At 64.3% G+C, this 23894-nt stretch carries 17 protein-coding genes; 9 read left to right on the forward strand and 8 right to left on the reverse strand.

The window, feature by feature from the left end; translation table 11 throughout:
* Position 1: 1 nt before the first annotated feature.
* Genes ACIU1A_RS31825 through ACIU1A_RS31835 form a run of 3 tightly spaced genes read left to right on the forward strand, consistent with a single transcriptional unit; the run spans position 2 to position 3579 of the window.
* A complete protein-coding gene (locus ACIU1A_RS31825; RefSeq protein WP_140496710.1) occupies positions 2-1510 on the forward strand; it encodes a CpaF family protein in 1509 nt (502 codons plus the stop codon).
* A 29-nt stretch (positions 1511-1539) separates the two neighbouring features.
* Positions 1540-2553 carry a type II secretion system F family protein gene (locus tag ACIU1A_RS31830; RefSeq protein WP_140496708.1) on the forward strand — a complete coding sequence of 338 codons (1014 nt, stop codon included), beginning with the start codon at positions 1540-1542 and terminating at the stop codon, positions 2551-2553.
* 9 nt (positions 2554-2562) lie between these two features.
* Positions 2563-3579, forward strand: coding sequence for a type II secretion system F family protein (locus tag ACIU1A_RS31835; RefSeq protein ID WP_140496706.1), 1017 nt, complete (start codon positions 2563-2565; stop codon positions 3577-3579).
* 82 nt (positions 3580-3661) lie between these two features.
* Here the strand turns inward: ACIU1A_RS31835 and ACIU1A_RS31840 are convergent, their stop codons facing one another.
* A complete protein-coding gene (locus ACIU1A_RS31840; protein ID WP_140496703.1) occupies positions 3662-4483 on the reverse strand; it encodes a tetratricopeptide repeat protein in 822 nt (273 codons plus the stop codon).
* A 130-nt stretch (positions 4484-4613) separates the two neighbouring features.
* Between ACIU1A_RS31840 and ACIU1A_RS31845 the strand changes: the two genes are divergently transcribed.
* The 5 genes from ACIU1A_RS31845 to pdeM all read left to right on the forward strand — a co-directional run bounded on the left by ACIU1A_RS31845 (position 4614) and on the right by pdeM (position 10658).
* Positions 4614-5978: a M17 family metallopeptidase gene (locus ACIU1A_RS31845; RefSeq protein WP_140629770.1), complete on the forward strand. Its 1365-nt coding sequence runs from the start codon at positions 4614-4616 to the stop codon at positions 5976-5978.
* Positions 5979-6055: 77 nt separating this feature from the next.
* Positions 6056-6406: a MarR family winged helix-turn-helix transcriptional regulator gene (locus ACIU1A_RS31850; RefSeq protein ID WP_140513216.1), complete on the forward strand. Its 351-nt coding sequence runs from the start codon at positions 6056-6058 to the stop codon at positions 6404-6406.
* A gap of 29 nt (positions 6407-6435) precedes the next feature.
* Positions 6436-7296: an NlpC/P60 family protein gene (locus ACIU1A_RS31855; protein WP_140523910.1), complete on the forward strand. Its 861-nt coding sequence runs from the start codon at positions 6436-6438 to the stop codon at positions 7294-7296.
* Positions 7297-7395: 99 nt separating this feature from the next.
* A complete protein-coding gene (locus ACIU1A_RS31860; RefSeq protein WP_404926148.1) occupies positions 7396-9945 on the forward strand; it encodes a ligase-associated DNA damage response DEXH box helicase in 2550 nt (849 codons plus the stop codon).
* Positions 9942-10658, forward strand: coding sequence for a ligase-associated DNA damage response endonuclease PdeM (gene pdeM, locus ACIU1A_RS31865; protein WP_404926149.1), 717 nt, complete (start codon positions 9942-9944; stop codon positions 10656-10658). The genes ACIU1A_RS31860 and pdeM overlap by 4 nt, the downstream gene beginning before the upstream one ends.
* 5 nt (positions 10659-10663) lie before the next feature.
* On the opposite strand, the gene ACIU1A_RS31870 is transcribed toward pdeM, so the two are convergent.
* The 3 genes from ACIU1A_RS31870 to ACIU1A_RS31880 are packed head-to-tail and all read right to left on the reverse strand — an operon-like array spanning position 10664 to position 15266.
* Complete coding sequence (locus tag ACIU1A_RS31870; protein WP_404926150.1) at positions 10664-11599, reverse strand: dimethyl sulfoxide reductase anchor subunit family protein; 936 nt, start codon at positions 11597-11599, stop codon at positions 10664-10666.
* Between the two features lie 5 nt (positions 11600-11604).
* Positions 11605-12339 carry a 4Fe-4S dicluster domain-containing protein gene (locus tag ACIU1A_RS31875; RefSeq protein WP_404926151.1) on the reverse strand — a complete coding sequence of 245 codons (735 nt, stop codon included), beginning with the start codon at positions 12337-12339 and terminating at the stop codon, positions 11605-11607.
* Entirely contained in the window at positions 12336-15266 is a 2931-nt protein-coding gene (locus tag ACIU1A_RS31880) for a molybdopterin oxidoreductase family protein (RefSeq protein ID WP_404926152.1), read from the reverse strand. Before ACIU1A_RS31880 ends, ACIU1A_RS31875 begins: the two co-directional genes overlap by 4 nt.
* 277 nt (positions 15267-15543) lie before the next feature.
* Between ACIU1A_RS31880 and ACIU1A_RS31885 the strand changes: the two genes are divergently transcribed.
* On the forward strand, positions 15544-16446 hold the full coding sequence (locus ACIU1A_RS31885) for a LysR family transcriptional regulator (protein ID WP_140496685.1): 903 nt from the start codon (positions 15544-15546) through the stop codon (positions 16444-16446).
* Between the two features lie 12 nt (positions 16447-16458).
* Here the strand turns inward: ACIU1A_RS31885 and ACIU1A_RS31890 are convergent, their stop codons facing one another.
* The 4 genes from ACIU1A_RS31890 to ACIU1A_RS31905 form a co-directional block, all read right to left on the reverse strand.
* The gene (locus ACIU1A_RS31890) at positions 16459-17715 is read right to left on the reverse strand and encodes an Hsp70 family protein (RefSeq protein ID WP_404926153.1); all 1257 of its coding nucleotides are present in this window, start codon (positions 17713-17715) and stop codon (positions 16459-16461) included.
* Positions 17716-17894: 179 nt separating this feature from the next.
* A complete protein-coding gene (locus ACIU1A_RS31895) occupies positions 17895-18683 on the reverse strand; it encodes a TIGR02186 family protein (RefSeq protein WP_140523928.1) in 789 nt (262 codons plus the stop codon).
* A complete protein-coding gene (locus tag ACIU1A_RS31900; protein ID WP_404926154.1) occupies positions 18683-19606 on the reverse strand; it encodes a sulfite exporter TauE/SafE family protein in 924 nt (307 codons plus the stop codon). Before ACIU1A_RS31900 ends, ACIU1A_RS31895 begins: the two co-directional genes overlap by 1 nt.
* 192 nt (positions 19607-19798) lie before the next feature.
* Positions 19799-23809 (reverse strand): peptidoglycan-binding protein, encoded by a 4011-nt coding sequence (locus tag ACIU1A_RS31905; RefSeq protein WP_404926155.1) that lies wholly within the window; start codon positions 23807-23809, stop codon positions 19799-19801.
* Positions 23810-23894: the final 85 nt, after the last annotated feature.

Consider the following 23894-nt stretch of genomic DNA (forward strand, 5'->3'; position numbering starts at 1 on the left):
CATGTTTGGTAAGAGAGGCAGCGACGACGGCAACCGGTTCAAGCCGGAATTCCGCCAGCCGGCACCGGCGCCGACCGCGCCAGCCGTCGCGGATTCGGCCGATACGGCGGTTCTTGCGAGGCCGGCGGCCGCACCTGCGTCGAGCGCTCCTGTTGCACCGCCGGCCCGCCGCGCGGTCGAGGCGCCGCCGATAGCTCCGGAGCCGAAGCGGGCGGCGCGCGAAAAGAGCGAAACCTATTACGACACCAAGAGCCAGGTCTTCGCCGCCCTGATCGACACGATCGACCTGTCGCAACTCGCCAAGCTCGATCCCGAAAGCGCGCGCGAGGAAATCCGCGACATCGTCAACGACATCATCGCGATCAAGAATTTCGCGATGTCGATCGCCGAACAGGAAGAACTGCTCGAGGATATCTGCAACGACGTGCTTGGCTATGGGCCGCTCGAGCCATTGCTCGCCCGCGACGACATCGCCGACATCATGGTCAACGGCTCCAAGAACGTCTACATCGAAGTCAACGGCAAGGTCGAACAGACCGGCATTCGTTTTCGTGACAACCAGCAGCTTCTCAACATCTGCCAGCGCATCGTCAGCCAGGTCGGCCGCCGCGTCGATGAATCCAGCCCGATCTGCGATGCGCGTCTTCCCGACGGCTCCCGCGTCAACGTCATCGCGCCGCCGCTCGCCATCGACGGCACCGCGCTCACCATCCGCAAATTCAAGAAGGACAAGCTGACGCTCGATCAGCTGGTGAAGTTCGGCGCCATCTCGCCGCAAGGAGCCGAGGTTCTCAAGATCATCGGCCGTGTTCGCTGCAACATCGTCATCTCCGGCGGCACCGGCTCGGGCAAGACGACGCTCCTCAACTGCCTGACCAACTACATCGATCGCGAGGAACGCGTCATCACCTGCGAGGACTCGGCCGAACTGCAACTACAGCAGCCGCATGTTGTCCGTCTGGAAACCCGCCCGCCCAACCTCGAAGGGGAAGGCGAGGTGACGATGCGGGATCTGGTCAAGAACTGCCTGCGCATGCGGCCCGAGCGCATCATCGTCGGCGAAGTGCGCGGACCCGAAGTGTTCGACCTTCTGCAGGCGATGAACACCGGCCATGACGGCTCGATGGGAACGATCCACTCGAACAGCCCGCGCGAATGCCTGAATCGTATCGAATCCATGATTGCAATGGGCGGGTTTTCGTTGCCGCAGAAGACCGTGCGCGAAATCGTCGTCGGCTCCATCGACGTGATTATCCAGGCGGCACGCCTGCGCGACGGATCGCGCCGCATTACTCACATCACCGAGGTGATCGGAATGGAAGGCGACGTCATCATCACGCAGGACATCGTCCTCTACAACATCAAGGGCGAGGACGCGAATGGGCGGCTGCTGGGAGAGCATGTTTCGACCGGCATCGGTCGCCCCCATTTCTGGGACCGCGCCCGTTACTATGGCGAGGAGCAGCGCCTCGCAATAGCGCTTGAGGCGATGGAGAAACGCGCTGACTGACGCTGCTGCAGGCGTAAGGGTTCTGGTCGATGTTTGGAATTGACGGCACCGTATTGGCGTTTGTCGTGCTCGCCGGCTTCAGCGCCGGCGCGGTCGCCTATGCATTCCTGTTCACCCGGATCAGCAACGAAAAGCAGGCCGGCAAGCGGCTGGAAACGATCAAGACCGCGGAAACGGATCGCTCCGTCGTCAAGGCCTCGCGCGATCGCGTGGCGGAGGCGGCCAAAAGACGCAAGTCGGTCCAGGATTCCTTGAAGGAACTCGACGAGAAGCAGAAATCCAAGGACAGCGCGGTCAAGAAACCGCCGCTGAAAGCCCAACTGCGCCAAGCCGGCCTGAAGGTTTCCATCGAACGCTTCTACATCTATTCCGCCATTTGCGGCCTAGCCCTGACGATCATCGCCTTTGTGGTGGGGGCGCCGCTTTTTGTTTTGCCTGGCGTGCTGCTGGCCGGTGCGCTCGGCCTGCCGCGCTGGTTCGTCTCATTTCGCCGCGCGCGGCGGGTCAAGGCATTCCTCAACGAATTTCCCAACGCGCTCGACATCATCGTGCGCGCGGTCAAATCCGGCCTGCCGCTGAACGATGCGGTGCGCCTGATCGCCAATGAATCTCCCGAGCCCGTCAAGGCCGAGTTTCGCCGCATCGTCGATTCGCAGCAGATGGGCCTGTCGATCCCGGATGCCACCTTGCGCATGCCCGAAACCATGCCATGCACCGAGGCGAGCTTTTTCGGCATCGTCATTCAGATCCAGTCGCAGGCCGGCGGCAATCTCTCCGAGGCGCTGGGCAATCTTTCGCGCGTGCTTCGCGACCGCAAGAAGATGAAGGCCAAGGTCCAGGCGCTGTCGATGGAAGCCAAGGCGTCCGCCGCCATCATCGGCGCGCTGCCTTTCATCGTCGCATTTCTCGTCTATCTCTCCAGCCCCAACTACCTGATGCCGCTGTTCACCACGAGCATCGGTAACCTGATCCTGGGGGTTTCGGCCGTCTGGATGTCGATCGGCATCTTCGTGATGCGCAAGATGATGAACTTCGAAGTCTAGGGCCGCGGCATGACCGAACAAGTCGTCAAATCACTGACGGATCCCGGCCTCCTGATCGCGCTGCTGGTCGGCATTGCCGTGTTCGCGACGGTCTTCACCTTGCTGCCGGCATTTGGCGGAAACCAGCTCAAGGCGCGCATGAAGTCGGTCGCGCTGGAACGCGACGAATTGCGCGCCAAGCAGCGCGCGCGGCTTGCAAGCGAGGCGGATCGCCGCCGCAAGGGCCTGCGCGAAGAACAGTCGATCGGCATGCGCAACATCGTCGACAGGCTCGACCTGCGGCGCGCCCTCGCCGACGAGGGTACCTTGCAGAAGCTCAAGGTTGCCGGTTTCCGTGGACAGAACCCGCTGACGCGGTTTCTCTTCTTCCGCCTCGTGCTTCCGTTTGTCGGCTTCGCACTGGGCGTGATCTACATATTCGTGCTCGGAGGACTGCCGCAGCAGCCATTGTTCATCCGGCTGTTCGTCTGCGTCCTCGTTGCCTATGGCGGCTTCTACGCACCGGTCGTCTATGTCAACAACCGCGCCACCAAGCGCAAGCAATCGATCCAGATGGCATGGCCGGACGCGCTTGACCTGATGCTGATCTGCGTCGAATCTGGCATGTCGGTGGAAGCGGCATTGCGCAAGGTCGCCGACGAGATCGGCGCCCAATCGGTGGCCCTTGCGGAAGAATTCATCCTGACGAACGCCGAGCTCTCCTATCTGCAGGAGCGCAAGCAGGCCTATGAGAACCTCGCCAGCCGCACCGGCCTGGAATCCGTCAAGTCGGTGTCGCAGGCACTGGTCCAGGCCGAGCGTTACGGCACCCCTGTGGCGCATGCGTTGCGCGTGCTCGCGGGTGAAAGCCGGGACCAACGCATGAACGCTGCCGAGAAGAAGGCCGCCGCCTTGCCGCCCAAGCTCACCGTGCCGATGATCCTGTTTTTCCTGCCGGTGCTGTTCGCCATCATCCTCGGCCCTGCCGGCATCCAGGTCAGCCAGCGCGGCATCTTCGGCCAGGCGCACGAAACCAGCAGCCAGTAGGTGAATCTGACCGATCCAAAGAAAAACCGCGCGGCTGACGCAGCGCGGTTCTCTTATGCAGGGTTCGGTGGCCGCGTGCCGCTCAGTTGGTTGCGGCTTTCGCCTTGTCCTGATCCTTGAGCTGGCTCCAGGCATTTTGCTGAGCCAGCATCTGCCTGAGATAAGCGACATTGGCCTGCGCCTGTTCGGGTGACAGCTCCTGCGAGGCGATCTTCTCGGCTTCGTCGAAGCGGCCCTGCAGGCCGACGACCAGCGCCAGGTTCTGGCGCACGCGGCTGTCGGCATTCGGCTGCTGTGCGGCCGAGCGCATATAGGTTTCGGCGGTGCGCAGGTCGCCTCCCAGCACATAGGACATGCCAAGGTTGGAAAGCACCGAAGGTTCGTTCGGCTTGAGCTCCAGCGCCTTGCGGTAGAGCTGGCGCGCGTCGTCCTTCTGGCCGAGCTGGTCGAGAATGGCCGCTTCCGCCGACACCAGCCTCCAGTCGGGATATTCCGGCGTCTGCGCCCGGCGCACGGCATCAAGCGCCGCCTCGAACTGGCCGTTGGCGGCCAGCGCCTTGCCGTAGGCGGCAAGCACGTCGCGATCCTTGGGATAGGCGATCGCCAGCTTGCGCATCACGGCAAGCGACTGGTCGGCATCGCCATCCATCTGCAGCGCCGCAGCGAAGTTGGTCGCTATCCGTTTATCGTTGGGATTCCTGGAATAGGACTGGCCAAGCGCTGCCGTCGCATTGTGCAATTCTCCCGCCGACATCGTCTCCAGCGGCTTGCCGCTGGTGCGTCCGATCGAGCCTGTGCTGATCTTGTCGGTTCCGCAGCCGGCAACGCCTGCGGCCAGCGCGAGCATGAAGGCCGTGGTGATGAGCCGCTTTCCGCTGGCGTTCATCGTGCGGTTCGTCGACATCGGCACCCTGGGCCTCCATTCATGCGCGTGGCCATTGCGTGGCCATCTTCCCTCTCGAAGAAATATTCTGTTAACCCTAACGGACAGTTAAGAAGCGCCGAATCGACGGACGTCGGCAGGAGAACATCGAATGTCAGTGGAACTGGTCGAGAACAAGCTGAACAACCCGCTTCCTGTCCATCTAGTGGCTAAGGACGGTCTGGAGACGGCCGGTCTGACGTCATCAGCCGTGGCGTGGGCCAGGGCCAACGGCTTCTCCGGCGAAGCGGGCAGGACGCTCATCGTGCCTGCGGAAAACGGCGCGCTCGGCGGTGCCTTGTTCGGCATTGGCGACGGCGAGGGCGCGCTGGCCGTCGGCGCGCTGGCGAAAAGCCTGGCGGAGGGCGACTGGCATTTCGCCTCCGCGCCGGCCGAGCCGGAGCTGGCGGCGATCGCGCTGGCCCTCGGCGGCTATGTCTTTACCCGCTATGGCAAGAAACCGGGCAAGGCGCTGCGCTTCGAATTGCCGGCCGGCGTAGAGGCAAAACGCGTTCGCCGCATCGTCGAAGGCGTCTTCCTGACGCGCGATCTTGTCAACACGCCGACCAGCGACATGGGGCCGGACGAGCTGGAGAAGGCGGTTCGAGCCCTGGCCGAAATTCACAAGGCCGAAGTGTCGGTGATCAAGGGCGACGACCTCATCAAGCAGAATTTCCCGATGATCCATGCCGTCGGCCGCGCTTCGTCCGGTGCACCGCGCCTTATCGACATGGGCTGGGGGCCAAGGAGCGCGCCGAAAGTGACGCTGGTCGGCAAGGGCGTCTGTTTCGATACCGGCGGCCTCGACATCAAGCCGTCGTCCGGCATGCTGTTGATGAAGAAGGACATGGGGGGCGCCGCCAATGTGCTGGGTCTGGCCTCGATGATCATGGCCTCCGGATTGAACGTGCGGCTGCGCGTGCTGATCCCGGCCGTCGAGAATTCGATCGCCGGCAACGCCTTCAGGCCTGGCGACGTGTTGGCGAGCCGTAAGGGCATGTCAGTCGAGATCGGCAACACCGACGCCGAGGGGAGACTGGTTCTGGGCGACGCGCTGGCGCTGGCCGACGAGGAGGAGCCGCAGTTGCTTGTCGACATGGCGACACTGACCGGGGCTGCCCGTGTCGCGCTCGGTCCGGACCTGCCGCCCTTCTACACCGGCGACGAGGCGCTGGCCTCGGACCTGGCGGCCGCCTCGCTGGCGGTCGAGGATCCGCTGTGGCGCATGCCGCTGTGGCGGCCCTATGATGCGAAGCTGTCGTCGAAGATCGCCGACATCAACAACGTCACCACCGATGGGTTCGCCGGTTCGATCACCGCGGCGCTGTTCCTCAAGCGTTTTGTCGAGAAGACGGCAAGCTGGGCGCATTTCGACATCTTCGCCTGGAACCCCGCCGATCGTCCGCACGGACCTGCCGGCGGCGAGGCGCAAGGCATCCGGGCACTGGAGCACGTCATCTCGAAGCGTTTTGGCTGATGTGGCGGCGACTTTCAGGGCCGGCAGATTGCTGAAACTGAAACGGAACCGAAACAATTTGCCGTCATTCTCGTGCGATGTCGATTTCGATGCGCCCGAGCCAGGCCTTGCGATTGTGGCAGCAAGTGATGCTGTCGCAGGTGCGCGACGACGCGCCCGACCTCACCATGCGCCAGACGGCTATCCTGTTCACCATCTATCTCGATCCGCCGCCGCACACGGTGCGCGGGCTGGCGGCCCGTCTCAACGTCACCAAGCCGGTCATCACCAGGGCGCTCGACACGATGGGCGCGCTCAAACTGGTGTCGCGCCATCGTGACGAGCTCGACAAGCGCAACGTGCTGATCAAGCGCACGGTCGAGGGCGCCCTCTTTGTCGAGCGCTTCGGCGATGGTATCATCGCCAAGGCACAAGAGCTGCCCATCTGATGACCAGCCGCTTCAATGGATGAACTGATTTGACCGCCAGGGATGCCCGCCTCCACGCCTTTCGGCCCGATCTTGCCGATGCGAGATTGAAAGGAGAGGTCGCTGCCGACCGCTTTGTCGCCGGCCGGCCGGCGCGGATTTCGATCCCGGTTGCCGATATCCGCAAGGCTCCGCGTCCAGACGCTGGTGTCAACACGCAAGCCCTGTTCGGCGATGACGTGCTCGTTTTCGAGGACAGAGAGGGCTGGGCCTGGATTCAGGCCGAACGGGACGGTTATGTCGGCTATGTCGCCGACGCCATGTTGGGCGGGCGGGATCATGCGCTCACCCATATCGTCTCCGTGCCCCGAACTTTCCTCTATCCCGGCCCGGATCTGCGCCTTCCGATCGCGGGACAGCTGTCGATGGGGTCCACCGTCACGGTGACCGGGTCCGCCGAAACGCGCGGCACCCACTATGCCGTCCTGCCCTCCGGTGAGGCAATCATAGCGGGTCACCTGCGGCCGCTCAGTAATGTGGCCGCCGACTATGTTTCGGTGGCCGAGACGTTCCTTGGCACCCCTTATCTCTGGGGCGGTGTCTCCGGCTTCGGCATCGATTGCTCCGGCCTCGTGCAACTGGCGATGCGCATGGCCGGCGCCGATGTCCTGCGCGATTCCGACATGCAGGCGCAGAGCATCGGCGAGCCGCTCGATCCGGGCCCCGATTATTCCGGCCTGCGCCGCGGCGATCTCGTTTTCTGGAAAGGCCATGTCGCCATCATGACCGATGCCGAGACCATGATCCACGCCAACGGCCACACCATGCTGGTATCTCGCGAAGGTCTGAAGGAAGCCGTCGCCCGCATCGGCTATCTCTACGGCGGGCCGACGGAGTTCCGGCGGCCATAGCGCCGATCCTCCCTTCTTCCGGGGGAGAGAAAAACTGCTCGATCACCTTTTGTTCCGATTGTTCTTGGCGTTCGCACGCCGTCGCGCTACCTCTGACGCGTGACAGAGAAGCCGCGCCTTGCCGACCAGAATGCCGCCGTTGTCCTGCCCGAGCCATTCCTGAGATGGTTTGGCGAGAAAGGCTGGTCGCCGCGCGCCCACCAGATCGAATTGCTGGCGAGGGCTCAAGCAGGGCAGTCGGTGCTGCTGATTGCACCGACCGGCGCCGGCAAGACGCTGGCCGGGTTCCTGCCTTCGCTGACCGAACTGGCCGTCAGGGCCAGGCGAAAACCGGGACAGGCCCGCCGCGGCATCCACACGCTCTACATCTCGCCGCTGAAGGCGCTGGCTGTCGACATCGAGCGCAACCTCGGCAAACCGGTGGAAGAGATCGGGCTCTCCCTCACCATCGAGACCCGTACCGGCGACACGCCGGCGCACAAACGCCAGCGGCAGAAGCTGGTGCCGCCCGACATCCTGCTCACCACGCCCGAGCAGCTTGCACTGCTGATCGCGGCACCCGATGCCAGGCGTTTCTTCGAAGACCTGCGCTATGTCGTGCTCGACGAGTTGCATTCGCTGGTGATTTCGAAGCGGGGTCATCTCCTGGCGCTTGGTCTGGCGCGGCTGCGGCAGTTCATGCCCGAGCTTCAGACCATCGGACTTTCCGCCACGGTGGCCGAACCGGACGAATTGCGCCGCTGGCTGGTCGGCCAGAATCCGCCCAAAAATACGGCAAGTCCCGAAATGGCCGAACTGATCGTCGTGACCGGCGGCGCAAAGCCCGAAATATCCATCTTGGATTCGGAGGAGCGCGTGCCCTGGGCCGGACATTCGGCCCGCTACGCGACGCCCGAGATCTACCGCGAGATCAAGCGCCACAAGACGACCCTGCTGTTCGTCAATACGCGCAGCCAAGCGGAGTTGCTGTTCCAGGAACTGTGGCGCGTCAACGAAGATACCTTGCCGATCGCCTTGCATCATGGGTCGCTCGATGTCGCGCAGCGGCGGCGGGTCGAGAAGGCGATGGGCGACAATGCGCTGCGCGCCATCGTCGCCACCTCGACGCTCGACCTCGGCATCGACTGGGGCGACGTCGACCTCGTCGTGCATGTCGGCGCACCCAAGGGAGCGAGCCGGCTGGCGCAGCGCATCGGCCGCGCCAACCACCGCATGGACGAACCATCCAAAGCCGTCCTCATCCCGGCCAACCGCTTCGAGGTGCTCGAATGCCGGGCAGCGCTGGATGCCAACTACCTCGGCGCGCAGGATACGCCTCCACTGGTCGATGGCGGGCTCGATGTGCTGGCGCAACATGTCCTTGGCTGTGCTTGCGGCGCACCGTTCCGCGCGGACGATCTTTACGAGGAGGTGCGGTCGGCGGCCCCCTATGCCGGGCTGGGTCGGTCGACATTCGACCGCGTCGTCGATTTCGTCGCCACGGGTGGCTACGCCTTGAAGAGCTATGAGCGATACGCCCGCATCCGCCTCAACAAGGAGGGATTGTGGCGGGTATCCAATCCGCGCGTGGCCCAGCAATACAGGCTGAACGTCGGCACTATCATCGAGGTACCGGCGCTCAACGTGCGTTATGTCCAGGCCGGCAGCAAGGGTTCCGTGTCGCGCGGCGGCAGGGTTTTAGGCAAGATCGAGGAGGCTTTCCTCGAGACGCTGACGCATGGCGATACCTTCATGTTCGCCGGCAAAGTTCTTCGCTTCGAAGGCATTCGCGAGAATGAGTGCTTCGTCTCGAACGCGCCCGGCAGCGATGCGAAGGTGCCTTACTATGGCGGCGGCAAGTTCCCGCTTTCGACCTATCTCGCCGAACAGGTCCGCGCCATGCTGGACGATCCGCAGCGGTGGAAGAAACTGCCCGAGCAGGTGGCCGACTGGCTGCGCTTCCAGGCCGACAAATCGGTGCTGCCCAAACGCGATGACCTGCTGATCGAGACCTTTCCGCGCGGCAACCGCCACTATCTGGTCGCCTACCCCTTCGAGGGCAGGCTGGCCCACCAGACGCTCGGCATGCTGCTTACCCGCCGTCTGGACAGGACGGGCGCCAGGCCGCTTGGCTTCGTCGCCACCGACTATGCCTTGGCCATTTGGTCGCTGGGCGACATGGGGGCGATGTTCAAAGCCGGAAAACCCTCGCTCGGCGCGCTTTTCGATGAGGACATGCTTGGCGACGATCTCGAGGCCTGGCTGGCAGACAGCTGGCTTCTCAAGCGCACTTTTCGCAATTGCGCGCTGATTTCAGGGCTGATCGAAAAGCGTCATCCCGGCAAGGAGAAGAGTGGCCGTCAGGTGACTGTCTCGACAGACCTTATTTATGACGTCCTGCGCAGCCATGAGCCGGATCACATATTGCTCCAGGCGACGCGCGCGGACGCGGCGGCGGGCTTGCTCGATGTCAGCAGACTTGCGGACATGCTCTCGCGCATTCAAGGTCGAATCATGCATAAGAACCTCGAACAGATATCGCCGCTCGCCGTGCCGATCATGCTCGAGATCGGCAAGATGCCGGTGCACGGCGAAGCCGATGAAACGCTGCTGATGGACGCGGCCACGCTGGTTGAGGAAGCCATGGGGCCGGAGATGGCTGAGGAATGAATTTTTCGCTGGCGCGCGCATCGTTGATCGCCGATGCCGATCTGGTCGGCATCGCCGGCGAACGTGCGGTCTGCGATCCGCGCGGCGTGCTCTACTTTCCCGAGCTCAAGCTTCTGGCCGTTTCCGATCTGCATCTGGAAAAAGGCTCATCGCTGGCAAGGCGCGGCATGCTGCTCCCGCCCTATGACACCGGCGCGACCTTGCTGCGATTGCAGGCCGTCATCTCGGACTACCAGCCGGCAATCGTGATCAGCCTGGGCGATTCCTTCCACGATGGTGGCGGCGCCGAGCGCATGCATCGAAGTTTCCGCGAACGGCTGGAGGCGCTGATGGCGGGCCGCGACTGGTTCTGGGTGGCCGGCAACCATGACCCGGAGGCGCCCGCCGACCTGCCGGGCGAAACGGTGCGCGAACTCGCCATCGGCTCGTTGCTGTTCCGGCACGAGCCGTCGAAGCTGCGCGTCGAGGGCGAGATATCGGGCCATCTCCATCCCTGCGCCCGCATCGTGCAGCAGGGCCGTTCGGTGCGGCGGCGCTGCTTCGCCGGCGATGGCGGCCGCATGATCATGCCCGCCTTCGGCGCCTATACCGGCTCGCTCAACGTGCTCGACCGCGCCTATGCCGGCCTGTTCCGCCTGGAATCGCTGATGGCCTATATGCTCGGCACGGACCGCATCTTTGCGATTTCAGGCTCGATGCTGCGGCCCGGCTGAAGCCGCTATTTCTTGTAGTAGAGAGTGACCGTGTGCTTCGCTTCGGCGAAGAACAGCCAACGCTCGACCAGCATGCCGACAAACTGTGCGACCGCGGCGAACACCGATGCGAGCGCCGCGAAAGGTGACGGCAAGGCGAAGGCCGCAATCAGCAGCAAGGCGGGCAGCGCGAAGCCCAGGAGTTGGGTGATCCGCCGCAGCTTTGCGCTGTGCTTGCGGGCGATGCGAAAACCCATTTCCTTGAGCAAATAATTTTCCTCGGTATGCGGCCATTCCAGCGACCTAACCGTCCCCCCGGCAAGCCCGGTTGCGGTGTTGCCGTTGGTGGGGATTTCCAATTGGTCGTTGTACCGCCAGGTCGCAAGCTTCCAGGCCCAACCGAGCAGGGTCAGCAGTACGCAGGCCGCCAGAAGCATTTTGGAACCGACAGCAAAGCCTTGGCATAGCGCGGCCAGAAGCACACTGCCGCTCATCGCCGAGAAGATGAGATAGCCGGGCAAGGTGCAAGGGCTGTGCCACTGAGCGATGGGTTTCAGCGAGGCATAGATCATGCCGGTCATGCAGACGGTGATGACGGCGCCAATCGTTGCCAGAAGTCCGGCGGCGGCGACCCAGCCATCGGTGCGGCCAAGAATGACCCAGCCAATGCCGAACAGTCCCGCCGGGACGAAGGTGGCGACCGAGGCGACGCCTTCGCGCGACAGCCAGGAACTGCGCCATTGCGAGAAGGCACGCCAGGCGCGTTCGGGGCGGCCGAGATGTCCGGTCGAGGACAACAGGCCGGCGGTGATCAGGCCGAGCGCCAGTCCCATGCCGATGAAGCCCAGCCAGAAATCGGGTGCGATGACGCCAAGTGGCGCCAGCACGCCGAGCAGCGCCAGCAGGCCGTAGCCGGCGCCGGTGGCGGTGGTGAAGAAGACGACCGAGAAGGCTGGATGCATGGGGTTTAGTTCGAGAGCATGCGGTCGACCCAGCCGAGGAACCCACCCTCGGCCCTCACCGGCTCCAGGGTTGGCGCAGAAATCTTTGCGGCGCGTTCGCTATGCGCGCGCGGCGGCAGGTATTTGTTGGTCGGGCGGTAGCCGAGTTCCGGCATCAGGTCGACGCCGCCACGCTCCTCAACCAGTTGCGACACCGCCGAGGCGGGGTCGCCGAGATCGCCGAAATGCCGTGCGCTGGTCGGACAGGCCGCGACGCAGGCCGGCACGCGGTCCTCCTCGGCGAGATTGTCATTGTAGATGCGGTCGACGCAGAGCGTGCATTTCTTCATCACGCCGACATCGGTGTCGAATTCGCGCGCGCCATAGGGGCAGGCCCAGCTGCATAGCTTGCAGCCGATGCACTTGTCCTCATCGACCAGCACGATGCCGTCCGAGGCTCGTTTGTAGGAAGCGCCGGTCGGACACACGGTGACGCAGGCCGGCGTCTCGCAATGCAGGCACGAGCGCGGGAAGTTCACCGTGCGGCCGCCCATCGCGGTGGTGTGCTCGTAGCTGTGCACGCGATTGAACCAGACGCCGTCGACATGGCCGCCATAGGGGTCGATGTCGGTCAGCGGCGCCATGTGGCCGCCGGTGTTCCATTCCTTGCAGGCGGTGACGCAGGCCTGACAACCGACGCAGGTGTCGAGGTCTATGACCAGGCCTAGTTTTTTGCCCGTGTGGGCGGGGACGCAGGTCATTTGGCGGCTTCCCTGTTCATGCGGAATTCGGCGCCAAAGCGAAGTGTGTCCGGCGATGGCTGGAATTGCGGCGGCTGGTGGAAACGCTCGAATTGCGGCTCGGTGAAACCGGCTTCCTCCGCCGCGCATTTGACGATGCGCACCTTGAGATCGAACCATGCCGCCTGGCCGGTCACCGGATCGGAATTCGAATACCGCCTGCCGTTGGTGTCTGCCGCGGTCTGGTCGCCGATGATGTGGTTGAGCAGGAAGCCGCGATTGCTCTCGGCGGCATCGTCCTTCAGCCCCCAGCTGCCGCGCCTTTTGCCGATGGCGTTCCAGGTCCAGACCGTGCTTTCGTTCACGCCCTCGACCAGCTTGATCTGTCCCTTGACCTTGCCATTGATGCTTTCGATCCACACCCAGTCGTCGTCGGCAAGGCCGAGACCTGCCGCGGTCCTCTCATGCACGAACAGCCGGTTTTGGCTGGTAATCTGCCTCAGCCACGCATTCTGCGAACCCCAGGAATGGTACATGTGCATCGGCCGCTGCGTCAGCGCATGCAACGGATATTTCTGCTGGTCGACGGCCGCTTCCTCGAACGGCACGTACCAGAAGGGTAGCGGGTCCATGTAGGTCTCGATGCGCTGGCGTTCGCTCTCGGGCGGCACGGCCCGACCATGGCCGCGCGCGGCAAGACGAAAGCGCTGCAAGGGTTCGGAATAGAGCTGGAAGACGACTGGTTCGGCCTTCGGGATGAAGCCCATCTGCACCGCGAAATCGAGATAGGACCGGTTGGCCATCTTGTAGTAGCGCTGGTCCTCAGCGAAATCGCGGTGCCAGAAGCCGCCATTGTCGATGTAGCGCTGCAACTGGTCCGGGTTTGGCTCGCCCTTGCCGGTCGAATTGCCGTCCTTGCCGCGCCAGCCGGCAAGCGGGCCGATACCGGGCGTGCGCTCGTGATTAACGATGTAGTCGGCATAGTCGGCATATTTGGCCGCCCCGTCCTCCCTGACGAAACCCGGCAGGCCGAGGCGCGCGCCGAGCTCGATCAGCACCGATTGGAACGGGCGCACGTCCCGGTCCGGCTCGACCACGGGATGGCGTATAGCATCGCCCGGTCCGTCGGCATGGCTGATCGGCCGGTCGAGCAGGCTGATGCAGTCGTGCCGTTCGAGATAGGTTGTGTCGGGCAGCACGAGGTCAGCGAACGGCACGGTCTCGGAATAATAGGCGTCGGAATAGATGATGAAAGGGATCTTGTAATTGCCCGCCTCGTCGCGGTCGGTCAGCATACGAATTGTCTCGACGGTGTTCATCGAGGAATTCCAGGCCATGTTCGACATGTACATCATCAGTGTGTCGATCTTGTATGGATCGCCGGCCCAGGCATTGCGGATGGCGGTGTGCATCAAGCCGTGCGCAGCGAGCGGCGCCTCCCAGGAATAGGCCTTGTCTATGCGGATCGGCACCCCTGCCTCATCGACCAGAAGGTCGTCAGGCCCGCAGACGAAGCCGAGCGGAATGCCGTCCAGTGGCGTCATCGGCCGGACGCTCTTGCCGGCAGGCTTCGGTCCTGGCGGCGCGCAACGCGGATAAGGCGGTTTGAAGCGGAAGCCGCCCGGGACGTCCACCGTACCGAGCAGCACCTGCAGAAGATGAATGGCTCGGCAAGAATGAAAACCGTTGGAATGGGCTGAGATGCCGCGCATCGCGTGCATCGACACAGGCCGTCCCCTAATCGTCTCGTGGCGGCGGCCGGCCCAGTCGGTCCACGCCACCGGCAGTTCGATCGTCTGCTCAAAGGCGACATGAGCGAGCTCGGCGGCGATCCTGCGGATCGTATCGGCGGCAATGCCGCAGCGCTCCGCGACCGCATCGGGCGAATAGCTCTCATTGAGGTATCGATCGGCGATCAGCTGGAACACCGGAACGCAGCGACGACCGTCGACGGTGAAGCTGCCGGTCAATGCCGGTTTGGCGCTGGCGTCGGTGGCGCGGACAGGCACCTTCGCCACCCTGTCCCAGGCGAGCAGGTTGCCGGCGCTGTCGCGGACAAACAGCCCGTCATTGGCCGCACCCGGATCCTGGATGACGAGCACATGGGCGTTGGTGTAGCGCAGGAGATAGTCGAGATCGACGCGGCCTGCCTTCAAGAGCTCGTGGATGAGGGCGAACACGAACAGGCCGTCGGTGCCCGGCCGGATGCCGATCCAGTCGTCGGCGATGGCGTTGTAGCCAGTGCGACATGGGTTGATCGACACCACCTTGGCGCCGCGCGCCTTCAGCTTGCCGAGGCCGATCTTGATCGGGTTGGAATCATGGTCCTCGGCGACGCCGAAAAGCATGAAATACCGGGTATTGTCCCAGTCGGGTTCGCCGAACTCCCAGAACGAGCCGCCGATCGTATAAAGCCCGCCTGCGGCCATGTTCACCGAACAGAAACCGCCATGCGCGGCGAAGTTCGGCGTGCCGAACTGGCTTGCCCACCAGCCGGTCAAGGATTGCGATTGGTCGCGGCCGGTAAAGAAGGCGAGTTTCTTCGGGTCGCTGCGGCGGATGGACGAAAGCCGCTGCGCGGCGATCGTCAGCGCTTCTTCCCACTCGATCTCGCGGAATTCTCCCGAGCCGCGCGAGCCGGTGCGCAGCAGCGGCTTTTTCAGCCGGGCAGGGCTGTAATGCTGCATGATGCCGGAGCTGCCCTTACCGCAGATCACGCCGCGATTGACCGGATGATCCTTGTTGCCGTTGATGTAGCGGACCTTGCCGTCCTTGATGTGCACGTCGATGCCGCAGCGGCAGGCGCACATATAGCATGTGGTCTTGGCGATGCGGTCGGAGACGGCGGGCGAGGTGTCGACGCCATCGTTCTCGTCGGGTGCGTTCGTGTCGGCGAGCGGGCGTTGGGACGGGGCGGAATTCGCGCCGCGCGGAGATCCTTGGGTCATGATCCCCGAGCGCTTCTGCGGTTCGCGGCTTTGGCCCTGGTTTTCGGCCCGGGACCGCGCATGTAATGCTCTTCCGGATGATAGCGATCGCCGGCCAGCCGCCGCCGCAGGCCGCGGGTCCAGTGCGCGAACAGGGACTTGAACCGCCCGATCATTTCATTGTCTGTCAATCGGTAGCGAATTTTTTCTAACTTCGATTGAAAACTTAGAATAAAGCTATCAACCCGTCTAATCAGTTGTTCTTGTAAATTCGATCGATATTGGTTCTTAATGCCTTATGACACTTGACCAGTTGCGGATATTTGTCGCCGTCGCCGAGCGCGGCCACATGACCAAGGCGGCGGAGCTGCTGGGCATCTCCCAATCGGCCGCGTCGGCCGCCATCCGCGCGCTTGAGGAGCAGCATGGCGTCCATCTGTTCAACCGCGTCGGCCGCAACATCGAGCTTGCCCAGACCGGTCACCGGTTCCTGCCAGAAGCCAAGGCCGTACTGGAACGAGCCGCCGCCGCACGCAATGTGCTGGAACATGTCTCGCAGACGGTTGCCGGCAGCCTCTCCATCGCCGCCAGCCTGACGATCGCCAGCTATTGGCTGCCGCGCCGGCTGGCGTCCTTCCACGAAGCCTATCCTGCGGTCAGGCTGAGCGTCAGCATAGGCAACACCAGGCAGGTCGAAGCCAGCGTGCTGGATGGAACCGCCGATCTCGGCCTGGTCGAGGGGCGCACCGAGTCCGACATATTGCGCCGCGCCAAGGTCGATATCGACCGGTTGATGCTGGTGGTTGCCGGTTCTCATCCCGAGATCGCCGAAATCGCGCCGGGCCGCCCCGACATAAAAGGGCTGCGCTGGATCATCCGCGAGGGCGGTTCCGGCACGCGGGAGGTGCTGGAGGATCTGGCGCGCCGCGAAGGGATTTCGCTTGACGACCTGCAGATATTTCTGGTGCTGCCGAGCAACGAGGCGGTTCGCCAGGCGGTCGAGGCCGGTGCCGGCGCCACCATCATTTCGGAGCTCGTCGTCGGACGCGCCGTCGCCGAAGGCAGCCTGCGGTCCGTGCCGCTCGAACTGCCGAAACGCGACTTCGCCATGATTACACATCGCGACCGCCAGGCAAGCTTGGCCCAGATGGCGCTCAAGGCGCATTTGGGGGCCGACGAGAAGGCGTCCGCGCGTTCGTGAATTGTCCGGATATCAGCCGAACTTGCGCTGCGCGTCCAGCGAAAGGCCAAGTCCGACCGAGCCGAACATATCGCCCTCGATGACCGAAGCCTGAGGCACCAGCGACAGGATTTTTTGTCTCGCCAGCGGGATCGCGGTGGATCCTCCGGTCAGGAACACGGCGGTGATGTCGGACGACTTGACCCCGGCGTCGCCGATGGTCTGGCCGACCGTGGCGGCAACGCGCTCGATGTCCCTGGCGATCGTGGCGTCCAGCGCCTTTCGGGTGATCTCGGCGGCGAACTGGACTTCCGGCAGCCTCACCTCGACATCGGCCGAGACCTTGTCGGTCAGCTCGATCTTGGCCCTTTCGACAAGAGCGGCCAGCGCGTGCCCGTACCGGTGCTCGACGATATGGATGAAGCGGTCGACGAGATCGGCGCGCTCGGCCTCGTAGCGGATCTGGCGCAGATGCGTCATCGCCTTGGCCGTGTAGACCAGGTTGATGCGTTGCCATGTGGCAAGATCGATGAAGTAGCTGGCCGGCAGGTTGCGCTTGCCGTCCTTGGTCGGGCTGAGGTAGCCGAGTTCCGGCATCACATGCGCGATGCTGAGCAATCGGTCGAAGTCGGTGCCGCCGATATGGATGCCGCGGCTGGCCAGGATATCGTCCTTGCGGTCAAGCGAGCGGGCACGCTGCGGCGAGACCCTTACGATCGAGAAGTCCGACGTGCCGCCACCCATGTCGATGATCAGCGCCAGTTCCTCGCGCGTCACCTTCTGCTCGTAGTCGAGGGCCGCCGCGATCGGTTCGAACTGGAAGGCGATATGCTTGAAGCCCTGGGCGCGGGCGGCTCCTTCGAGCTCGCTTTGTGCCCTGGCATCGGCCTCGGCGTCGTCGTCGACGAACTGCACCGGCCGGCCGAGTACCACGCTCTCGACGGCGCCGCCGGCATCGTCCTCCAGTCTTTTTCGCAGATGGCCGAGGAACAGGCCGACGATCTCCATGAAGCCGATCGATCGCGCCTTGATGCGCGTCTTTTCCTGCGCGAGCGCGCTGCCGAGCACGCTTTTCAGCGAGCGCATCAGCCGACCTTCGACGCTGTCGGTGTAATTGGCGATTGCGTGGCGGCCGAAACAGGTACGGTTGTCCTCGAAGTTGAAGAACACGGCGCTTGGCAGCGTGACTTCGCCGCCTTCCAGCGCGACGAGGTGCGGCTGGCCGCTCCTGACCACGCCCACGGTGGAGTTGGAAGTGCCAAAATCGATGCCGGCGAATGCTGGTCGCATCGCAGCCTCCTGTCATCTCTGCTAAAGCAGCGGTTCGGCGCCGTCTGTGAAGCGTGCGCTCTCTGTCGTCCGGGGTGATCGGACCGCTCTGCCGAATTGAATTGTGCGTGTTGCCCGGTAGACCGGGAGGTGGCGGTCTATAGCATGATCCGGGAAAGGAAAACCCCTTTGTAGCCGCTTTAGTCCTTGCGGAAGATCAACCTTCCGAGCCAGCCCGTCACCATGGCCAGCGATATGGCGAAGACGCCGTAGAGGAAGGAATAGTCGTGGGCGACACGGAAGATCGACTGTTCGAAACCGGATTTGCGGATCTCGAGCTGGGCCGAGCTCTCCTTGATGAACAGGCCGCTCTTGAACAGGAACGCGCGCGCCTTGTGGGTGCCGACCGGAACGTTCGGCGCCAGCCGCACCGTGGCGCGGAACAGGTTCTGTGACAGGAACTGCACGCCGCCGACATTCTCGCTGTAGAGGCCGGTTGCGGCCTTGCGTTCGCGCAACGCCGCGGTGAATTCCTCGATCGTGGCCGGGCTGTCGCCGGCATCGGCCGGCTGCATGTAGAGATTGGAGGCGCCGAGCGACAATTGCCTGTAGCTGTTCGGCTCGGTGATGTCCTGCAACGGCCGCGTCGTCGCCACCGAATAGGACACCGGCACGTTTTCGAAGGTCTCGGATTCCAGGTTGACCCAGACGCCGAGCACCCGGTCCTTGCGGCGCACCACCACCGGCTTGGGTGGGCCTTCGAGCACGACGATGATATCGTAGCGGCCTTGGCGCGCCACCAGCGGATCGGGATTTTCCAGCGAGCCGAAAATGGTCAGATCGGCGCCGGAAAAGCCGGCAGTGATCGAGACTTTGTCGGTGGAAAGGCCGATCTGGACGCTTTCGGTCGGCGGCGTCTGCGCCTTCGCGGGTGCGGCGGCGATCAATGACAGAAGAGCCGCGGTTGCGAGCGCTTTCAGGCCATTCATCAGTTGAAGCCCGCGCCGGACAGCGAATAAAGGTTGGGCGGCGTGACGAAGAGGTCGATGGCAAGCCTTATCGCCACCGCCAGCACCAGCATCGCCAGCAGCGCTCTCAACTGCTCGCCGCGCAGCCGCTGGCCGGCCTTGGCGCCATATTGCGCGCCGGCGACACCACCGGCCATCAAAAGAAAGGCCAGCATCACGTCGACCGTCTGGTTGGTGGTGGCGTGGACCAGAGTGGTGTAGGCCGAGGTAAAGATGATCTGGAACAGCGAGGTGCCGATGACGACGTTGGTCGGCACTTTCAGGAGATAGATCAGAGCCGGCACCATGATGAAGCCGCCGCCGACACCCATGATAGAAGACAGGAAGCCGATGGCCGCGCCCAGCCCAAGCACGGGGATGACGCTGACGAACAGCTTCGAGGCCCTGAACCGCATCTTCAGCGGCAGGCGGTGGATCCAGTTGTGCTGGCCGGATTTCTTCATCATCGGTGCCGCGCCGCTGCGCGTGGCGCGTAGCGCGTTGATGCTTTCGACCAGCATCAGCCCGCCGACGGTGCCCAGAAGCACGACATAGAGCAGCGAGATGAACAGGTCGAGCTGTCCCAGCCTGCGCAGGAAAGCGAAGACGTAGATGCCGCCGGTGGAACCGACGATGCCGCCGGCAAGCAGCACCCCGCCGAGCTTGAAGTCGAGCGTGCCGCGCTTCATATGCGACAGCGCGCCGGAGAAGGATGAGGCGATGACCTGGTTGGCGCCGGTCGCCACCGCGATTGCCGGTGGGATGTTGTAGAAGATCAGGAGCGGCGTGATGAGAAAACCGCCGCCGACACCGAACATGCCCGACAGAAAGCCCACCGCAGCGCCCATGGCCAGCAGCACGAAGACGTTGACGGAAATTTCCGCAATCGGGAGATAGATGCCCACCCGTCGGTCTCGATCAGTTTGCCAGTCGGCGAATACCGCCGTTGCGGATAGTATCGCACCGAAAAGCCAATTTTTCCTTGCGCCGAAGCGGCGGCAGGGTCAAACCCCGCCGCCGCGCCGAAACAAAAAACATCTCAAGCAGTTAACAGGCAAATGTGTGGCAGGGGCGTCGCGGATACGACGCTCCTGCCGCTATTTGCGCGCCAGCAACGCCTTGACCAGCTTTTCGTCGACCGCACCGGTCGCGGGCAGCTTGTTGTCAGTCTGGAACGCGACGATCGCATTCTTGGTCTTCGCGCCCATCACGCCGTCGGCGCCGCCGGCGTCGTAGCCGTTCTTGTTGAGGATAAGTTGGATATTCTTGACCGCCTTCTTCATATCGATGCTGGCCGTGGTCTGCGGTGTGCCATCTTGCCAGGATTCGGGAATGTCGGCCGAATTGGCGGCCTGATCGAGCGGCTTGGCCTTCCACAATTCGGTGGCGGCGCGGGCGCGCTCGAGTTGCTCGGGACGCAGCGCGTTGGCGATCTCGTCGCGCTTGGCGGCAGCGTCCTTGTCGCCGGTCTTGGCGACGAGCGCGAACCATTTGTAGGACTCCTCCAGGTTCTGCTTCATGCCGACGCCCTTGGCGGCGAGGATGCCGAGATTGAACTGGCTGTCCTTCACGCCGAGATCGGCGGCCTCCTGGAACCAGTGCGCGGCCGATTCATTGTCGGTCACGCCGTCCGCGGCCATGGCGAACAGCACTGCCAGATTGTGCATTGCGCTGGCGTTGCCCTGCTCGGCGGCGAGCTGGTACCAGGTCTTCGACTTCTTGATGTCGCGCGGGACGCCGATGCCCTTCTCGTAGAAATTGCCGATGCGATACTCGGCCGGAGCGAAGCCGAGTTCCGCGGACTTTTCATACCATTTGGCCGCGGCCGCCATGTCTTCCTTGACGCCGCGCGCCTCGGAATAGCGCGAGCCGATCTCGAACAGCGCCTTGGCGTCGCCGGTGGCTGCGGCGTCGCGCAGGGCGACCGGGCCTACATCGGCGGGAATGTCGAATTTGGCCGGGGCCGCGGGAGCGCCGGCGGGCACGACGGCGCCGGTGCTGTCATTGGCCATGGCCGGTGCAGCCACTGTCGGTTGGATACCGCTGTCCGTCGTTTGCGTTCCGCCGGCAGCAGCGGAAGGTGCCGGAGAAGAAGGAGCCGCTGCTACGGGACCGGCGGAAATGGGTTCTGCCGAAGCCATCGCGTCGGAGCCTGCCGCACCCGCGCCGGCAGGCATGACGGGAGCTATCGCCGCCGGAGCCGGTTCCGCCGTCGGGCCGGCGTTCGTCGGCCCATCGCCGTCCGACGGCATGGCGAGCGCGGTCTGCGCCACCATGTCGTCCTTGACCGCCGGAGCGGAGGGCTCGGCCTGCCTGACCTCACGGGCCGGTTCGCTGTTCGCTGCCGCCAACTGGGTTTCCGGCTTGGGCGGGCTCGCGGCGTCGACGGATGCGGTTTGCAGCGGCTGCGAGGCAACGGCCGGCGCGTCATTGCTTGCCACCTGGGCGGGATCGGCGAGGAACGCCTTGCCAAGCTGCAAGCCGGCAAGCGCCAGCATGATCGCGGCGGCCGCCATCAAAATCGGCTTGCGCCGCGCCTTGAGCAGGTCGCCGATCCTGAGCGCCTTCACCGGTCCCTTCATCGTCGACTGGCGCTTCAAGGCGTCGGCCTCGGCGGCGGCGGCCTGCGCCGCGCGGCGGGCAGCCGCGATGAAGTCCGATTTCGCGGCATCGCTGTCGCTGAGCTTTGCCGGTTGCCCGCGCTCGTCGCGCACGCGCTTCATGATGGCGTTGAGGTCGGGCGCGCCGGAGCCGGGCTCCAGTGGCCGGTTGGCCATTTTCGGGTCGAGCGGCTCGTCGAGATCGACGCTCGGGATTTCCGGGCCCGGCACCGAGCCCGCCAGCGGCGGAACGTCTGCTTCCTTCTTGCCCTTGAAGGCGCGCGCCAGGCCGCCCAGCATCGATTTGCGGCGGCCGGTCGGCTCGCCCTTCCCGGCGATCGGATCGGAACCAAGCGCGGCCATGGCGGCGGCGGCGGCCGCCTCCGCGGGCGAGCGCGCACCCGGCCCGCGTGGCGAAGCAGGCTGGCTGCGCATGATCGCGGCGGCGCGGCCGTCGAGATCGGCCATGTCCCCTGTCAACGGCATGGGCTCGTCGATATCCATCGACGGAGCGTCCACGGCCATCTTGCCGGCTCGCGCACGGCGCTTGCCGATCGCTTCGTCCGGGCGTGCATCCAGAAGCTCGCTCATCGCCTCGGACGGTTCGCCTGGTTCCAGCGAACCCAGCCTGTCGACGATCTTGAGCAGCGTGTCGTGGATGGCCTCGAACGTTCTCGAGTTACGCTCGTCGGAACGGCGTGTCAGCGTCTCGAGCGTCTTCAGGTCCTGGGCAAGGCCGGAAACCGCCGACGTGTCGGCGCCCGAGCCGGCCAGCGAGCGCACCGCGTTCTCGGCCGCCTCGCGCGCCGCGCCAAGGATGGAGTCGCGCGTTCCCGCCAGCGCCTTCTCGATTTCATTGAGGCGTGGGCTGATGTCCTCGAACTCCGGCAGCGGTGCGCTGGGCCTGGACAGGTGGGCGGACAGGCTGGCGACTTGCGCCTCCAGGCTGCGGATCAGCGCCGGATCGATGCCGGCGACTTGCGCGGCGGACGAGTCCAGGCGGCTCGAAATGTCTTCGAGCCGGCTTTCCAGGCCACGGATCGCGGCTTCGCCGGCGGGGTCGGGAATGCGTGTTTCCATGCGCTTGGCGAGCGCCGTGAAGCGGGCATCGATGGCTTCCATGATGCCGGCGCCGTCGACTTGCGGCATGCGCTGGTCGAGCCGGTCGGCAACTTCGTCCAGCCGGCGCTCAAGGTCGCGGAACAGCATGTTGCCCTGTTCGATGGCGTCGCCCTGGCGCCGTTCCATCATCGACGACAGCACGTCGAAGCGTTGCTCAAGCCCGTGGAAGATATAGTCGGCGTCGGGCATGGCCGGCGCCCGGTCGATCTTGTCAGCGATGAGCGCGATCTGCTTGGCCAGCCGTTCCATCGCCTGCTCGGGCAGGGCGGCGCGGCCGGCGAGTTCGTCGACCCGGCTCGACAGCGTGTTCAGCCGGTCGACGACGGCGTTGCCGGGGTGGTCCTGCGCCACTTCCTCGATCTGCCGGGCGAGCGAATCGATCCGTTTCTCGATGCGCTCGAAGGCTTCATGGTCGAGCGTATTGGCCTGTGCCGCGACGGTCGAGGCGACGATGGCGCGGGAGATCTCGTCCAGCCGCTCGTCGATGATGGCCAGCGTGCTGCCGCCGCGATTGTCCTGCTGGCTGGCGAAATGATCCACGGCGCTGGCCAGCGTGCGGACCTTTTCCTCCAGCGAGCGCAGGGATAGCGATTCCGGCAGGTTGTTGACGGCGTTGCTGATCTGCTCCAGCCGATCGGTCAGGCCCGAAATGGCGGGGTCCGGTGAGCGGTTGCGCTGGTCGGCGTCGACGCGGTCCTCGAAGGCTGTCCAGCGACGATCGAAATCGTCCCAGCGGCGGTCGACCTTCTGCACGCTCTCCTCGCGCGCCAGCGTGTCGAGCGCGGCTTTGACCTGTTCGAGTTCGAGCCGCAGCATGTTGACGCTTCTGTCGTCGCTTTTTTCCGACAGCGTCTTGATGGCACCGGAAAGCCGCTCGAATTCGAGGCCGAGTTCGGCGCTGCCCTTGCCCGAAGCGCCTGACTTGGCGTTTGCCAGCAGTGCGCGGTCGATGTCCTTGCGCAGCGCCTCGAATTCGCTCTGCAGCCCGGCAGTCATCTGGTGGCGCAATTCCTCGCGCATGCCGCGCAGCTCGCCGGCGATCTTGCCGACCATGGCAACGCTGTCTTCCTGGCCGCGGATGCGGTCGATATCGCGGGCAAGGTTCTGGTAGTTCTGGCCGACGGCCGGCGCCGGCATCGGAGCCTGCGGATGCGGCGCGGGCTGCGGATCCTGGTACCAGCGCGGCTGAGCCGAAGGCTGTGCTGCGGGATAGCGCGGTTCGGCGCCATATTGGCGGGGATCGGGACGTGCCATCGTATCCTCGCGCGTCCTCTCTAGCCGCTGTTCCAGCGTCTCCAGCGAGCGGTTCAACTGCTCGAGCGTGGTCTGAGGCCTGCGCTGCCTGCCGGCGTTGAGTGTATCGAGGTAGGACCGCTTGCTGTTCATCGGTGCGTCCGTCTTTCAGATTGGCCGGTTTGCGACCAGCTCCCCAAATCCTCGCCGGAACGAAGGCGGCCGCACCACGGTGGAA

The sequence above is a fragment of the Mesorhizobium maamorense genome (assembly GCF_044998965.1).
Classification (GTDB): domain Bacteria; phylum Pseudomonadota; class Alphaproteobacteria; order Rhizobiales; family Rhizobiaceae; genus Mesorhizobium.

Excerpts from the sequence above, each read along its gene's own strand:
- ACIU1A_RS31825 (WP_140496710.1), top strand. The coding sequence starts at position 2 with ATGTTTGGTAAGAGAGGCAGCGACGACGGCAACCGGTTCAAGCCGGAA.
- ACIU1A_RS31830 (WP_140496708.1), top strand. The coding sequence starts at position 1,540 with ATGTTTGGAATTGACGGCACCGTATTGGCGTTTGTCGTGCTCGCCGGC.
- ACIU1A_RS31835 (WP_140496706.1), top strand. The coding sequence starts at position 2,563 with ATGACCGAACAAGTCGTCAAATCACTGACGGATCCCGGCCTCCTGATC.
- ACIU1A_RS31840 (WP_140496703.1), bottom strand. The coding sequence starts at position 4,483 with ATGTCGACGAACCGCACGATGAACGCCAGCGGAAAGCGGCTCATCACC.
- ACIU1A_RS31845 (WP_140629770.1), top strand. The coding sequence starts at position 4,614 with ATGTCAGTGGAACTGGTCGAGAACAAGCTGAACAACCCGCTTCCTGTC.
- ACIU1A_RS31850 (WP_140513216.1), top strand. The coding sequence starts at position 6,056 with ATGTCGATTTCGATGCGCCCGAGCCAGGCCTTGCGATTGTGGCAGCAA.
- pdeM (WP_404926149.1), top strand. The coding sequence starts at position 9,942 with ATGAATTTTTCGCTGGCGCGCGCATCGTTGATCGCCGATGCCGATCTG.
- ACIU1A_RS31870 (WP_404926150.1), bottom strand. The coding sequence starts at position 11,599 with ATGCATCCAGCCTTCTCGGTCGTCTTCTTCACCACCGCCACCGGCGCC.
- ACIU1A_RS31875 (WP_404926151.1), bottom strand. The coding sequence starts at position 12,339 with ATGACCTGCGTCCCCGCCCACACGGGCAAAAAACTAGGCCTGGTCATA.
- ACIU1A_RS31880 (WP_404926152.1), bottom strand. The coding sequence starts at position 15,266 with ATGACCCAAGGATCTCCGCGCGGCGCGAATTCCGCCCCGTCCCAACGC.
- ACIU1A_RS31885 (WP_140496685.1), top strand. The coding sequence starts at position 15,544 with ATGACACTTGACCAGTTGCGGATATTTGTCGCCGTCGCCGAGCGCGGC.
- ACIU1A_RS31890 (WP_404926153.1), bottom strand. The coding sequence starts at position 17,715 with ATGCGACCAGCATTCGCCGGCATCGATTTTGGCACTTCCAACTCCACC.
- ACIU1A_RS31895 (WP_140523928.1), bottom strand. The coding sequence starts at position 18,683 with ATGAATGGCCTGAAAGCGCTCGCAACCGCGGCTCTTCTGTCATTGATC.
- ACIU1A_RS31905 (WP_404926155.1), bottom strand. The coding sequence starts at position 23,809 with ATGAACAGCAAGCGGTCCTACCTCGATACACTCAACGCCGGCAGGCAG.